General features: G+C 39.9%; 15 protein-coding genes. 10 read left to right on the forward strand and 5 right to left on the reverse strand.

The features are described 5' to 3' along the window. Nucleotides 1-38 precede the first annotated feature (38 nt). The gene (gene yjjX / locus Q4600_RS07350; protein ID WP_102527842.1) at nucleotides 39-578 is read right to left on the reverse strand and encodes an inosine/xanthosine triphosphatase; all 540 of its coding nucleotides are present in this window, start codon (nucleotides 576-578) and stop codon (nucleotides 39-41) included. A 125-nt stretch (nucleotides 579-703) separates the two neighbouring features. Between yjjX and Q4600_RS07355 the strand changes: the two genes are divergently transcribed. The 3 genes from Q4600_RS07355 (at nucleotide 704) to Q4600_RS07365 (ending at nucleotide 4599) form a co-directional block, all read left to right on the forward strand. After that, nucleotides 704-1489: a ribonuclease H family protein gene (locus Q4600_RS07355; protein ID WP_102527828.1), complete on the forward strand. Its 786-nt coding sequence runs from the start codon at nucleotides 704-706 to the stop codon at nucleotides 1487-1489. Between the two features lie 320 nt (nucleotides 1490-1809). Then, complete coding sequence (locus Q4600_RS07360) at nucleotides 1810-3102, forward strand: serine/threonine transporter (protein WP_102527827.1); 1293 nt, start codon at nucleotides 1810-1812, stop codon at nucleotides 3100-3102. A gap of 129 nt (nucleotides 3103-3231) precedes the next feature. Further along, nucleotides 3232-4599 (forward strand): L-serine ammonia-lyase, encoded by a 1368-nt coding sequence (locus tag Q4600_RS07365; protein WP_102527826.1) that lies wholly within the window; start codon nucleotides 3232-3234, stop codon nucleotides 4597-4599. A 118-nt stretch (nucleotides 4600-4717) separates the two neighbouring features. On the opposite strand, the gene Q4600_RS07370 is transcribed toward Q4600_RS07365, so the two are convergent. Continuing rightward, nucleotides 4718-5179 (reverse strand): GNAT family N-acetyltransferase, encoded by a 462-nt coding sequence (locus Q4600_RS07370; protein WP_248956229.1) that lies wholly within the window; start codon nucleotides 5177-5179, stop codon nucleotides 4718-4720. Between the two features lie 107 nt (nucleotides 5180-5286). Between Q4600_RS07370 and Q4600_RS07375 the strand changes: the two genes are divergently transcribed. Both Q4600_RS07375 and Q4600_RS07380 read left to right on the forward strand, forming a co-directional pair. Continuing rightward, nucleotides 5287-5634, forward strand: a complete 348-nt coding sequence (locus Q4600_RS07375) for a hypothetical protein (protein WP_229368548.1) — start codon at nucleotides 5287-5289, stop codon at nucleotides 5632-5634. 173 nt (nucleotides 5635-5807) lie between these two features. Further along, on the forward strand, nucleotides 5808-7145 hold the full coding sequence (locus Q4600_RS07380; RefSeq protein WP_303514588.1) for a dicarboxylate/amino acid:cation symporter: 1338 nt from the start codon (nucleotides 5808-5810) through the stop codon (nucleotides 7143-7145). Between the two features lie 94 nt (nucleotides 7146-7239). Here Q4600_RS07380 and Q4600_RS07385 read toward each other — a convergent pair whose 3' ends face one another. Next, the gene (locus tag Q4600_RS07385) at nucleotides 7240-7659 is read right to left on the reverse strand and encodes an META domain-containing protein (protein WP_229368550.1); all 420 of its coding nucleotides are present in this window, start codon (nucleotides 7657-7659) and stop codon (nucleotides 7240-7242) included. A gap of 174 nt (nucleotides 7660-7833) precedes the next feature. On the opposite strand from Q4600_RS07385, the gene Q4600_RS07390 reads away from it, so the two are divergent. From Q4600_RS07390 to Q4600_RS07400, 3 genes are read left to right on the forward strand one after another with little or no spacing between them, the layout of a single operon-like run. Next, the gene (locus Q4600_RS07390) at nucleotides 7834-8049 is read left to right on the forward strand and encodes a hypothetical protein (RefSeq protein ID WP_102527822.1); all 216 of its coding nucleotides are present in this window, start codon (nucleotides 7834-7836) and stop codon (nucleotides 8047-8049) included. Next, nucleotides 8046-8606: a GNAT family N-acetyltransferase gene (locus tag Q4600_RS07395; protein WP_229368551.1), complete on the forward strand. Its 561-nt coding sequence runs from the start codon at nucleotides 8046-8048 to the stop codon at nucleotides 8604-8606. The genes Q4600_RS07390 and Q4600_RS07395 overlap by 4 nt, the downstream gene beginning before the upstream one ends. A gap of 51 nt (nucleotides 8607-8657) precedes the next feature. After that, nucleotides 8658-9077: a hypothetical protein gene (locus tag Q4600_RS07400; protein ID WP_229368552.1), complete on the forward strand. Its 420-nt coding sequence runs from the start codon at nucleotides 8658-8660 to the stop codon at nucleotides 9075-9077. A 34-nt stretch (nucleotides 9078-9111) separates the two neighbouring features. Here Q4600_RS07400 and Q4600_RS07405 read toward each other — a convergent pair whose 3' ends face one another. Then, complete coding sequence (locus Q4600_RS07405; RefSeq protein ID WP_303514583.1) at nucleotides 9112-9873, reverse strand: GNAT family N-acetyltransferase; 762 nt, start codon at nucleotides 9871-9873, stop codon at nucleotides 9112-9114. Between the two features lie 339 nt (nucleotides 9874-10212). Here Q4600_RS07405 and Q4600_RS07410 point away from each other — a divergent pair, with 339 nt between their 5' ends. Beyond that, complete coding sequence (locus tag Q4600_RS07410) at nucleotides 10213-10812, forward strand: flavin reductase family protein (protein WP_303514580.1); 600 nt, start codon at nucleotides 10213-10215, stop codon at nucleotides 10810-10812. 114 nt (nucleotides 10813-10926) lie between these two features. Continuing rightward, nucleotides 10927-11484, forward strand: a complete 558-nt coding sequence (locus Q4600_RS07415; RefSeq protein WP_303514577.1) for an MAPEG family protein — start codon at nucleotides 10927-10929, stop codon at nucleotides 11482-11484. 188 nt (nucleotides 11485-11672) lie between these two features. Here Q4600_RS07415 and metK read toward each other — a convergent pair whose 3' ends face one another. Then, entirely contained in the window at nucleotides 11673-12824 is a 1152-nt protein-coding gene (gene metK / locus Q4600_RS07420) for a methionine adenosyltransferase (RefSeq protein ID WP_102527816.1), read from the reverse strand. Nucleotides 12825-13226 lie beyond the last annotated feature (402 nt).

Here is a 13226-nt window from a genome sequence, read left to right on the forward strand (position 1 = left end):
TTTGCCAATAAAAAAAAGTGACGAATGAGGGCAAAGCGTTAATTGCTGAATATATCAGCATTGATAAAAGGTGCCATAGCCAGAATAATGGCTTGAGTATAGATACTCTCACGGGTAGCCAGTCCTTGTGTGAGTAGGCCAATAGCGCCGCCTTTTTGTTTAATGTTGTTGGTATTAAATAACCTATCCATGACGTGTCCCAATTCTTCACCTTGTTCGAGTGCCTGGTACACTTTAAGTGGTAGTGGCAACAAAGCACTTCGGCCAACAGACAACTGCTGCTTATGCAAAATGGCCATATAGGCAAATGTGGCAGGTCCGTGATCAAAATTATCTACACCACCTTCCATGGCAATATAAAAATCTGCATCTTGCTGTTGCGCCTGACAATATTGGGCTCGGTTTATTGCGCCTAGTTTTGTATCTGCTTCAGTCATGGGTTGATCTGCGACTAAAGATGGCGCATGAATACCCTGACATATGATGTTGTGATCTGGAAAATATTGACTAAAAGCCACTTTAGCCGCGTTAACTTTAACTGGGTTTTTCGAGCCGACGGAAATAATGAGTTGCTTCATAGTGGTTTCAATTTCTAGATGAGTAGGTTCAGACATAGTTTTTTGTTTGGTGAGTTATTTTTAATAGCGCCATAAGATACACTGGACACATTAAGCATATTACCTGATTTATATAGAGAGTCATCATGGCAAAGAAGTTTTATGTGGTATGGGCAGGCCGAGAAACGGGCGTGTTTACCAGTTGGGATTACACTAAAAAGCAGGTAGATAAATTTCCCCAAGCGAAATACAAGTCTTTTCCTACAGAGGCACAAGCGAAAGCGGCATTTGCGGCATCACCGGCTAGCAGTATGGGTAAAGCAACAGCAAAAGCGGGCTCGGCCAGTAATAACAAGCCTGTAAAAAGTAATGCTGTGGAATCGATCAAAACTAAACTGGTCGATCTAAGTACTCACGATACCATCGTATTTACCGATGGCGGCTGTGAGCCAAACCCAGGTAAAGCAGGTTCTGGTATGGCGGTTTATCGTCAAGGCCAAATCAGCGAGTTATGGTATGGGCTATATAATGCTAACGGCACCAACAACAGCGCAGAGCTAAATGCTTTATATCAAGCGTTGTTAGTCGCTGAGAAAAGCATTAATGCACAACAAAGCGTTAAGGTAATGAGTGACTCACAGTATTCAATTAACTGTATTACCAACTGGGCGTACGGCTGGAAGTCAAAAGGTTGGAAACGCAAAGTTGCTGGAGATATTGCTAATTTGGAGGTGATCCAACAAGCCCATGAATTATATGATCGCATAAAAGAAAACATGGCTATTGCTCACGTGGCAGCGCATATCGGTATTGAAGGTAATGAGCTTGCCGATCGCATGTCAATTTACGCCATCGATAAGAAGAATCCGGATTTTACCCTCTATGATAAGCCGATTGACTTAAGTGCCATTTTAGCGCTTAGAACGGGTTAACCTTTTAAGGATATACATTCTCAATAATATTTATTTTAACTGTATTATCGTACTTATAAAAAATCACTTAATGTGGCTGTAGCGTACATAAAATAAGAGTTACAGCTATTTTAGGTGTTGCTTTATTAGTGCTTTTGTTAATGTTTATATTAAGCATTGTTAATGACTTTGTTATCTGATCGTACCAGTTGACTATCTTGCTCGCAAAATGCTTATTATTTTTTGGAAGTCGAGCCAAAAAATGACCTAGATCATATTTCGCTATTTAGAATTCTATATTCTTCGCCGTGAAATTAGTTACCTCATTTAAGGTCATTTTTATGCAAAGAGATTCAATCAATGCGCAGGATGTTGCAGTTGCAGCTCAAGAAGAGCAAACCCCAGTAAAAGGCTGGTCACGCCAAGACACTACTTGGATGCTTAGTTTGTTTGGTACCGCTGTTGGTGCAGGTATTTTATTTTTACCGATAAATGCTGGTATGGGTGGGTTTTGGCCATTAGTGTTAATGGCAATCATCATCGGCCCTATGACTTACCTCGCTCATCGTGGTTTATCTCGCTTCGTTTGTTCTTCTAAAAACCCTGGTAGTGATATCACTCAAGTGGTTGAAGAGCATTTTGGTGTCAGTGCAGGTAAAGCCATTACTGTCCTGTATTTCTTTGCTATTTTCCCTATTGTGCTTATTTATGGTGTTGGTATCACTAACACGGTAGATAGCTTCATCGTAAACCAGCTTGGTTTTGCTTCACCTCCACGCATTATTTTATCTGCAGTACTGATTATTGGCATGATGTCAGTAATGGTTGCGGGTGAAAAATTCATGTTGAAAGTGACCCAGTTCTTAGTTTATCCGCTTGTGGCTATTCTTGCATTTATGTCTTTCTACCTGATCCCTGATTGGAAATTAGATGCATTACAAGTTGTGCCTTCTGCTGGTGAATTCCTTGGTACTGTGTGGTTAACTATTCCAGTACTGGTGTTTGCATTTAACCATTCACCTGCTATTTCACAGTTCTCAGTGTCACTTAAACGTGAACATGGTGACAATGCAGCCAAAAAAGCCGACGTGATTTTACGTAACACGTCAATGATGCTTGTTGGTTTCGTCATGCTCTTCGTATTCTCTTGTGTATTGTCTTTAAGCCCTGCACAACTTGCTGAAGCAAAAAGTGAAAACTTAGCTATTTTGTCTTACTTAGCCAATGTTCATTCAAGCGGCTTTGTTAGCTACTTCGGTCCTATCATTGCATTCATTGCGATTATCTCTTCTTTCTTTGGTCATTACTTAGGTGCGACTGAAGGCTTAAAAGGCATGATCACTAAACAATTACGTAGCAGTAATAAAGAAGTGTCTGATGCAAAATTGAATAAATTCATCTTAGGCTTCATGTTCTTCAGCATTTGGATTGTTGCGGTAATTAACCCTAGCATTCTAGGCATGATTGAAGCGTTAGGTGGTCCAATTATTGCGGCAATTCTTTACCTAATGCCAATGTATGCTGTGCATAAAGTGCCTGCTTTGAAAGCGTATCGTGGTCGTATCAGCAACGTATTTGTTGTGATTGCAGGTCTGTTAGCAATGACGGCAATTCTATTTGGTTTAATGAGCTAATCGCTTTTAATCAACAGTATTAAGCCGTTCATTTTAGTTGTGAGTGGTTATTCGAGGAGTGCAATCTGTGCTCCTCTTTTTCTTGTTTTAAGCTGTGCTGCTTTGCCAGTAGAGCATTGAGGTTTATTTATGTTTAGTGCATTTGAAATCTTTAAGATTGGTATTGGTCCTTCTAGTTCTCATACCGTTGGGCCGATGAAAGCGGCGAATTGTTTTATTAATGATTTAATCGAGCAAGGTCAACTAACACAAATCACTAAGTTTACCGTTGATGTTTACGGCTCATTGTCTTTAACTGGTAAAGGTCATCATACTGATATTGCTATTATTATGGGACTTGCTGGTAATGAACCTGAAACGGTAGAAATTGAAAGCATTGAACCTTTTATTGCACAGGTAGAGAAAACCCAAGAAATCATTATTGGTGATGCCATTCACCACGTTGATTTTCCACATGATGCATTAATATTCCACCCTGATACTTTGCCATTGCATGAGAATGGCATGAAGCTACATGCATGGAGTGGTGATAAGTGTGTTTATAGCAACACCTACTATTCTATTGGTGGCGGCTTTATTGTTGAAGAAAAAGACTTTAACCAAAGTCATTCTAATGGTGTTGAAGTGCCGTTTCACTTCAACTTTGCCGATGAGCTTGTTGCTCATTGTCAGCAGTCTGGATTAAGCATCAGCGGCTTGATGAAGCAAAATGAATTATGTTTTCGCAGCGAAGAAAACATGTATTCAGGTTTTAGTTTAGTGTGGAAAACCATGCAAGATGCCATTGAAAAGGGCTGTAATACTGAAGGCGTTTTAGCTGGACCTTTGAAAGTATCACGTCGCGCTCCTGCATTACATCGAGAGTTACTTCGCAGTGAAAAAGTGAGCAATGACCCGATGGAAATCATCGACTGGGTTAATTTATTTGCATTAGCGGTCAGTGAAGAAAATGCGGCTGGTGGCAGGGTTGTGACCTCACCGACCAATGGTGCAGCTGGGATCATTCCTGCGGTACTGGCTTACTACAACAAGTTTATCCAAAAAGTTGGACCCAAAGAATGCAGCCGTTACTTTTTAGCCGCTGCTGCAGTAGGCTCGCTTTATAAACGCAATGCATCGATTTCTGGCGCTGAAGTTGGTTGTCAAGGCGAAGTGGGCGTTGCATGTTCAATGGCTGCAGCTGGTTTAGCTGAACTGATGGGCGGCTCACCTGCACAAGTGTGTATGGCTGCCGAAATTGGTATGGAGCATAACTTGGGGCTAACTTGCGATCCGGTTGCAGGCCAAGTTCAAGTACCTTGTATTGAACGTAATGCTATTGCATCTGTTAAAGCGATAAACTCATCGCGTATGGCGCTTCGTCGTAATTCAGAACCGAGAGTGAGCTTAGACAAGGTGATTGCTACCATGTATGAAACCGGTAAAGATATGCATGTTAAATATCGTGAAACCAGCCAAGGCGGCTTAGCGATTAAAGTGGTTAATTTGTGTGCGTAAATGTGTGCCGTTTTATCTGCTTCGTTTAGTGTTCTAAATAATAAAAAGGCTTTCAAATGAAAGCCTTTTTTGTTTACGAGATTGTCCACTTCATTGCGTTATTTCTATTCGCTGTACGTTATGCCTTTGAGCCTTCAGCAAGCTCTTCGTACATCAGGTAGTGGCTTTGCTCCATACCTAATGATTCATAGGTTTTCTGCGCAGCTAGATTATCGTGCTCCACATATAATCTGAAACTTGCTGCGCCACCCATTTCAGCAGCCTTGGTTTTTACAGTTTGATAAAGCTTGGCATAGATCCCTTGGCGACGATTTTGTGGACGAATATAAACACTCTGAATCCAACAGTAATTAGTTGCGCGCCAGTCACTCCACTCAAGTGTCACCATTAAAGAACCTGCAATTTCTCCCTCTATTTCGGCCACTAAATAGAAACCCTTTTCAGGGCTGTTAAGCATAGTGTCAACGCCCTTGGTAAGCAGTGCATTGTCTAATGACAAGTTTTCTGTCTCCATTGCCATGGCTTGGTTAAATTCAACTAATGCTGCTAAATCTGATAGTTGGCCTTTTCTTATTTTCATTGTGGCTCCTTGATGCGAAAGAGTTGCATATTTTTACGACATTTTTATTCGACTAAAGTCTAAGCTGCTATGCTTAATACTCATCTTGTATGGTTTGAGAGAATGCTATGAATAAATCAAAATATCAATTCAGAGTATACCGCTACTTTGCGCATCCTAATCGTATTAGTTACGCCATTAACGAGCAATTGCAGGCTTCATATCTTGCAGCTACTCCTAATTCACAGCCGGTAATTAACCATGTGCTGCACTTTACATTGACCTTAATGACTTTTGGATTATGGGCCATTGTGTGGTGGTGGCTAATATTAAAAGCGCGTGGGGAGCAAGATAATCTTTTTGCTGGCTTTGATGATGACTATTGGAGTTACTTGATTGAAAGAGAGCGCCCACCTGCGGCGCTTTATCCTATAAAAGTAGGAAAAGAGCGAGTTGAGTGTATTTTCGAGGCTTAATGCTATTTATTAAACTTTAGCGATGCGTAAGATGATATAGATCACCCATCTGATTGTAATTGTCGTGCTAGTATGCCGCGCCGATTCTGCTGATTATTGCCATAAATCAACTCAATATGCCGTTCGGCGCGAAATTATTACAACTCACTTACTCAATCTGCAAGGTTTACATCATGTCAAAACATGCTCCGTCACTGCCAAGTCGAGTTTGGTCTCGCTGGATGTCAGTTCCGTTATGGTTACAAATTCTTATCGGGATGGTGTTAGGTATTATTGCTGGGGTCAGCTTAGGCGAAGATGCAAGCTATCTTAAGCCGATTGGTACTTTATTTGTTAACACCATTAAAATGCTCATTGTGCCGCTAGTATTTTGTTCGTTAATTGTCGGGGTTACCTCGATGCAAGATACCGCCAAGATGGGGCGAATTGGTTTTAAATCCTTTGCATTTTATTTAGGTACAACCTCTATTGCTATCAGCATTGGCTTATTGGTTGGCAATATCATGCAGCCGGGAGCCGGACTTGGTTTACAAACTAGTGAGATCATTAATGAAGTGAAAGAAGTGCCCACCTTAATGGACACCTTGATTAATATCGTACCCACTAACCCTGTAGCTGCGCTGGCAAGTGGTCAGATTTTACAGGTGATTGTATTTGCAGTTGCTTTGGGTATTTCACTGGTATTGATAGGCGATCACGGTAAGCCCGCTATTCGAGTATTTGAAAGTTTAGCTGAGGCCATGTTCAAGCTAACTGATCTTGTCATGAAGCTTGCTCCTTATGGCGTCTTTGGCTTGATGGCATGGGTTGCTGGTGAGTATGGCCTTGATATGTTACTGCCATTAATTAAAGTGATTATTGCCGTTTATGTTGGTTGTGCTTTGCATATCTTAGGTTTCTACAGCCTAGTGTTAAGTGCATTCGGTAAACTGAATCCGATTCAATTTTTCAAAGGCATCGGCAATGCAATGGCGGTGGCATTTACCACTTCAAGCTCTGCGGGCACATTACCTGTAAGTATGAAATGTGCTAGCGAAAACTTAGGGATTAACAAGAAGATTTCAAGTTTCGTATTACCGCTTGGTACGACAATTAACATGGATGGCACCGCACTTTATCAAGGTGTAACGGCATTGTTCGTCGCTCAAGCATTTGGTATTGATTTAACTTGGGTTGATTACATCACCATTATATTAACCGCAACGCTTGCGTCGATAGGTACCGCTGGCGTACCTGGTGCGGGTCTTGTGATGTTAACATTAGTATTAACCACAGTTGGTTTACCGCTAGAAGGTGTAGCGATTATTGCCGGTATCGATCGCGTGTTAGATATGGCGCGAACAGTGGTTAACGTATCTGGTGATTTAGTGGCAACAACGATTATTGCCCGCTCTGAAGATGAGATTGATGTAGAGCATTACAATGCAGATATGGAGCAATCAGCGATTATTGCTCAACACGCTGAGGTCGATATGAAGCAGAAAGTAGAAGATAATATTCGAACGAGTTAGCGCTCTATTGACTGGTTTTATTCGTTTCGAGAAACAAAAAAGAGTCGTTTCATCATTGATTAATTGACGAAACGACTCTTTTTTTTCATGAGATTTAATCTTCTTTCTTGCTTAACACTAATAAGTTAGCACCCGCATCAGACTTTAATAATAATTTGCCTGATTTCGATATTGTGATGTTAGTGACTAGTGGCATCGCTTTCATCACGCGCTGTTCTTGCTTCATCAGTACATCAACGCATGCCATCATGCTTGAACCTGCTGGTAAAAGTGTTAATTGGTTTTCTTCTTGTTCATACTCACCAAAAAACTGATTGCAGCTATTATTACCTGATAGTTTGCCGTCAGCGGCGAAAATGATTTCAGCAGGACTGTGATTGATTACGGCTTCAGATAATGCTGACTCCACATGCCAGTTACCTACTATATTGATTTCTTCAGCTTGATGACTGTTGCTTTGACAAGCACTAAGGCCGAAAATAACCAAACAAGCAGTGAAAATGGGTTTTATCATGATGGATTGATTCCAATAAGGATGCTAATACGTATTAATATCCATAGTATATACTGTGTTTTGCGGTTATTTTTCACTTTCAACAAGATTTAATCTTTTAACGTATAAAAGTTGCTGTTTTAGGTATTCAAATCAATTTATCTTTCGGTTTATTTCTTAATAAGAGTTGCGCTAATGAGTAAGATTTTTAAGATGATGCATATGCTTGGGTTATTGTCTGTTGGCATAGGTGCGAGCTTGTACCTTTTTACTGACTTCGCCAACGAAGTCAGCGGCATGTTGCTTGTTGCCAGTTTAATTGGCGTTGGCTTATTAATCATGGCACCTTACCCTGTTGCGTTAGTATTTGATTGGGCGCAAAAACAAAATGGTGATAACGCTTCTAAATGAATATCAAATACCGATTAGCAAATGAAGCTGATGCTAATGCTATTGCTCAGCTTGAAAAGCAGTATATGAATGATGAATTATCTTCTTCTGCAGACGTGATGTCTGGTCAGTGTTTTTCTAAAATACAAATAAGTGAGTTGATTAAAAAAGGCTGGATTATGTTGGCTGAAACAACAGAAAATGAAAATGTTGTCACAGCTATTATTGGTTACGTCATTGCGGGTCCATGGTCATGGTTTCAAGCTTGGGGGATTTATGCCCACGTACTACGCAAAATGAATGATATTGAAGTGGGCTTTAGTCGACTAAGCTCAAACAATAGCTGCCAGTATGGACCAATATGGATACATCCCAATTATCGTGGTCAGGGTATCTTTGAGCAATTAGTGCAACAACTTAAACGTAAAGTTTCAGCCAAATACAGCTTTATGGTGACATTTATTGCTGAAGAAAATGCGCTCTCCTTTGCCGCGCACACTAAGAAATCGCCAATGGAAGTCGTGGATTACTTCAGCTTTCAACAACGTGATTACTATTTGTTAGTGATGAAAAACTAGCCCTAATCACTCTAATCTTTTTATTAATCTATTAAATTGAGTAATCCCGTTATGGCACATTCTGAATCGATAACCTTTGAACAAGTATTTCAACCTTATCTGCATTTAAGATTGGCAGCGTTTGAAAACCTAAAAATTGTGGTTGGTGTTTTGGCTGCTTTGGAAAAGCATTATTCAGCCTTTGAAATTGAACTTAACCCTCAACTCTTCATTTCACAAGTGGAGGACAAAAGCAGTTCAAGCGCTGAGGGCAAGTCACCACTCAACTTGAAGCCATATTATATTGTTGAAACTGAGTTTGGTAATATTGTGTGTGGCCGCACAAATGGTTATGAAGAGGCCATAAAACTGATAGCAACAGATGCTGAACCTATTGATTTATCTTCAGGCAAGTCGGTTAATGTGCCTATTCTTAGTCTGCAGCAGATTTCATTTATGTGCGTTGAAACTTCACACTTCGATCATTGTTAATCAGGTCGTTAAGTTTAAATGCTAATTGAACGCCTTATTTTGAAACAAGCTTCATCAGAATTAAGGGTCTATCTGGCTGTTGGTACTTAAGAAATAATTGTTGGATATCATTATCAGGTTTGTGGCAAACGATAAAACCATAAGCTTGATAAAATGATTCAAGTTCGGGAATTGCAAAAACATAAGCTTGTTCGAGTAATAATTCAGGTTTTATATATTCCAGTAATTGATGAGCAAACCCTTGTCCTCGTGCAATTTGTGCGACGACTAAACCAGTGACCAATTGACACTTGCCGATAGGTTTAATTCGAATGCTGGCTTCAATTTCACCCAGTGAACCCAATGAATCATTGGCTTCAACCTCTATGTTTATGCCTTGATTCAATTCAGATAAATCATCACTCAAATCATCACTCAAATCATCACTTAAATCATCACTCAAATCATCACTCAAATCATCACTTAGAGCATCACTTAGAACATCACTTAGAACATCACTTAGAGCTCCACTCAAGCCAGCATCTATTACGCTATTATTTTGCAGTTTGCGATAAGCACCTTTTGTACTGCGATTTCTTATGAGTGCTATGCGATCGTTAATACTGGGTTTTGAGTAACTTAAATGTTGGCGATAAAAAAGTTTTATCTCAGACCACTGCATTTGGGCGAGTAAAATCTGGTTATTGTCTTGTTTGGGAGTTTGTTCATGATTTTGTTCATGGCTTTTTTCAAGGTTGTGTTTAGGCTTCTGCTTATGAGTGAGCAGAAACGCTGGAGGGGAAAACCACTCAGGCATGGGCACAATGATCCTGTCAATTTTTATAAGTAATCTGAGTTTTGTGTTTCGCCATCATAACAAATCATCAGTTTAGCTGATATGAATAGCTAAATTTCAATGATCTAGCCCTCGTTCAATAACATCACTACCTTCTGCGCGTTAAATGTTGAGCATAATATGCTCAGTTTTACTGATAAATTATGTTAATGACTTGTTTTATTTTGAGTGGGAAGATTTGGGCTTGTTTGAACAATTATAGGGTGATAGCTTAGTAAGTAACTTATTTAGCATATGATTTTCATCAGTTTACCCGAGCTCAATTAGCTAAGTTGATGTTTAGAACAACTTGAGACATAAATGGAATTTTTGCCAGAATCATTAACACCGCAACAAGTTTATAAATTGCTTATTGGTGGTGTCAGCCCAAGACCCATTGCTTGGGTTTCAACAGTATCAAAATCAGGGGTCAATAATTTAGCACCTTTTTCATTTTTTACTGTAGCAAGTGCTAATCCACCAGTCTTGTGTTTTAACCCTATGAGCACAGATAAAGGGGCTGAGAAAGACACTTTAGTCAATATTCGTGAACTGCAAGAATTTGTGATTAATAGTGTCAGCTATTCAGATTTAGCGGTGATGAATCAAACCTGCCATCAAATCCCCGCAACTGAAGATGAGTTTGAATATGCAAGTGTTGAGAAACTGGCTTCATCGATAGTCGCTCCGCATAGAGTGAAGCAAGCGATTGTCAGTTTTGAATGTAGACTAAATCAAATTGTAGATTTAGGGCAGGCTCCTATGTCAGGCCATTTAGTGCTAGGTGATGTGGTTGCCATTCACGTGCGCGATGATGCTGTTACTGACTTTAAAATCGACAGTGAAATGTTGGATGCCATCGGCAGAATGGCGGGTAATGACTATAGTTTAACAAGAGACAAAGTGCAGCTAAATCGATAAATTTTGAATTAGTGATGCTCCAGTAGGAGTGCGAATATCGGTATATGACCATATTAATGAGGGATCATCGAGGTCATTTTTTTAGCAGTTGAGCATTAATGACAGGGAGAGATAATGCCAATTTCAATTACCAATAAACTTACCAGTAAGCAACGTGATGTCACTCAAGGTATTGTGATAGGGATGCTTGTGTCTTTTGCTGTGGTGATTTATGGCGCACTAGCAAACCCTTTTGAATATAGTGAGCCACAATCATTAATTGAAAGGTTGGTTATTTATGCCTATGGGATGATTTTACCAACGTTAAGCTTAATCATTGCTGTGGGGCGTGTTGCTAAGCATCGATTTTTCAGTGCGAAAGATATTGATGGTAGCAGTTATTATGAGCAATCAGAGCGAGTTAGGCGCTTGCAAAGTGTTCTGCAAAATACCTTAGAACAATTTTGTATTGTGATGAGTGTGTATTTCTTATGGGCTTTCATTATGCCCGCTGACTATATGTCGTTAATTGGATTAATTTCGGTATTATTTTTTATCGGCCGAATATTGTTTATGCGCGGTTATGATAAAGGGGCGGGGGCAAGATCTATCGGCTTTAGCTTGACCTTTTATCCGTCGGTGTTAACTGTGGGCGCGATTATCATTTATCTTTTCTATCGTACTTTCACCTAGCCTGTAGTGTACATATCTATCTTGCACTGCCAATAGTTATCTATATTGCACTGTACATAGTTATTTTGAACTCTAGATATCAAGTGAGATAAATTAAAGGCACAAAAAAACCGTCAATTGACGGTTTTTTTATTGCTTAACTTAGCGTAAACAATTTACTTGGCATCAGCAGTCAATAAGTTTAAAACTTATAGACCTGCATCAGCGCGTAAGATTTCAGCTTTATCAGTTGCTTCCCAAGGGAACTCTTCACGACCGAAGTGACCGTATGCAGCTGTTCCTTGGTAGATAGGACGTGCAAGGTCTAGCATTGCTGTTAAGCCGTATGGACGTAGCTCAAAGTGCTGACGTACAAGCTTAATCAATACATCTTCAGATACTTTACCAGTACCAAATGTTTCAATGCTGATAGATGTTGGCTCTGCAACACCAATTGCATAAGACACTTGGATTTCACAGCGGTCGGCAAGACCTGCAGCAACGATATTTTTAGCAACGTAACGCGCAGCATATGCAGCACTACGGTCAACTTTTGATGGGTCTTTACCAGAGAAAGCACCACCACCGTGACGAGCCATACCGCCGTAGGTATCTACGATGATTTTACGGCCTGTTAAACCACAATCACCTACCGGTCCGCCAATAACGAAACGACCAGTTGGGTTGATGAAGTATTTAGTGTCTTTGTTTAACCACTGAGATGGTAAAACAGGCTTAATGATGGTTTCCATCACGCCTTCAATCAAGTCTTCTTGGGTCACATCTTCACGATGTTGAGTCGAAAGCACGATAGCATCGATGCCTTTGATTTTGCCATTTTCATAAGCAAAAGTGACTTGGCTTTTCGCATCAGGACGTAACCAAGGTAAAGTACCATCTTTACGCACTTCAGACTGACGCTTCACTAATTTGTGTGCGTAAGTAATCGGTGCAGGCATTAATACGTCGGTTTCGTTACTCGCGTAACCAAACATAAGACCTTGGTCACCCGCGCCTTGTTCAGCTGGATCGCTACGGTCAACACCTTGGTTAATGTCTGGAGACTGTTTACCAATGGCATTTAAAATCGCACAAGAATCAGCATCAAAACCCATATCTGAATGGGTGTAACCAATTTCACGTACTGTTTTACGTGTGATTTCTTCGATATCAACCCAAGCAGAAGTTGTGACTTCACCGCCGACTAAAACCATACCGGTTTTAACGTAAGTTTCACAAGCAACGCGTGCTTTAGGGTCTTGCTCTAAAATTGCGTCTAATACCGCATCAGAAATCTGATCGGCGATTTTATCTGGATGACCTTCTGAGACTGACTCAGAGGTGAACAAGTGGTTTGCCATAGTTGGTAAATCTCGTCTTTTGGAATTTGAACGTGTAGAAGCATCTACATCTAGACGTCTATAATAATTCAAATCGGATTGGATAACACCCCTTAGAACTAATATAAGTTAATAATTGTGCAATCATTCAAATATTTATAAAAATCCATTTTTGACTGTTTTAGATATCAATAAATTAATCTTATGAAATTTATGCAGTTATTTAACTTTTTAGCTCCAACCTTAAGGTTTAAATGGGCGGTAATAGAACAATTATTTTAGTTGAGTATTATTAATTTTGACTGTTTTAATACGTTTATTGGCAATAAATATTCACATCGTTTAGTACGCAGAACGGTGATTTTGGATCAGGCATTCTTTAATGGAATGTTGAGGATGGGTGTAAAAAGCTATATAAATGTT

The organism is Shewanella sp. 2_MG-2023 (assembly GCF_030548905.1).
Lineage (GTDB): Bacteria > Pseudomonadota > Gammaproteobacteria > Enterobacterales > Shewanellaceae > Shewanella > Shewanella electrodiphila.